Here is a 1,032-nt window from a genome sequence, read left to right as displayed (position 1 = left end):
TAGGCCGTGTTTGGTAAGGGTCATAGCCATTGGTTGATCGCGGCGATGGTGATGGTGGCTTCGTAACGGACGGCGAGTTTGTCGTACCTGGTGGCCATGGCGCGGTGTTGTTTGAGCTGGTTGATGCCGCACTCGACGGCGTGACGCTGCCGGTAGACGACCGGATCGAACGCGGGCGGTCGGCCGCCTTTGGATCCCTTGGCCTTACGGTGGGCGTCCTGGTCGGCTTTGCTCGGGATGCACGCCTTGATCCCGCGAGCGCGGAGGTGACCACGGTTGCCTTTGCTGGTGTACGCCTTGTCAGCGAGGACCTGGTCCGGGCGAGTCCGCGGCCGGCCACCGCCGACCCGCTTCACGCGGATCTTGCGCAGGACCGGGATGAACTGCGGGCTGTCACCGCGCTGCCCGCCGGTGATCACCATTGCCAGGGGTTTGCGGCCCTGCTCGCACGCCAGATGCGTCTTGGTGGTCAGCCCGCCCCGGGACCGGCCCAGCCCATGATCGGCGGGTTCGGTCCGCAGCCCGCCCGGCGGTTCCTTCTGCAGGTGGCCGTCGCGGCGGGCGCCGGCCGCGTGCTGGTGCGCTCGGCTGACCGTCGAGTCGACGCTCACTGTCCAGTCGATTCTCCCGGCGGCGTCGGCGTCAGTTTGCAACTCGGCCAGGATCTTCGCCCAGGTGCCGTCGCGCTGCCAGCGCCGGAACCAGTCGTACAGGGTCTGCCAGGGTGGGTACGCTCCGGGCACGTCGCGCCACGGGGTTCCCGTGCGCACTCGCCACCGGATCCCGTCGATGATCTGCCGTTTGGTCCACTTGGGCGGTCGTCCCTTGCCCGAGCTGGCAGGCAGAGCGGGCTCCAGCACCGCCCACTGCGCGTCGGTGAGATCGTGCCGCCTCGTCGCCGCTACGCTGGGCACGAGGTCTCCGGTCGGTCTTCGGTTTGCTTGGTCGCTAACCGATCTACCGGAGACCTCAACCTTTATCGATCACCGCCACGCCGAAACCTCACGCCGACCCCTTACCAAACACGGCCTA

Annotated in this window: 1 protein-coding gene; it reads right to left on the bottom strand. The window is 67.8% G+C overall.

What is annotated here, in order from left to right:
- Window positions 1-20: 20 nt before the first annotated feature.
- The gene (locus tag C5N14_RS31465) at window positions 21-914 is read right to left on the bottom strand and encodes an IS5 family transposase (protein ID WP_117673546.1); all 894 of its coding nucleotides are present in this window, start codon (window positions 912-914) and stop codon (window positions 21-23) included.
- Window positions 915-1,032: the final 118 nt, after the last annotated feature.

Origin of the sequence: Micromonospora sp. MW-13 (assembly GCF_003434305.1) — a bacterium.
In the GTDB taxonomy this organism is placed as follows: domain Bacteria; phylum Actinomycetota; class Actinomycetes; order Mycobacteriales; family Micromonosporaceae; genus Micromonospora.
This window is presented reverse-complemented; position numbering and strand designations above follow the sequence as displayed.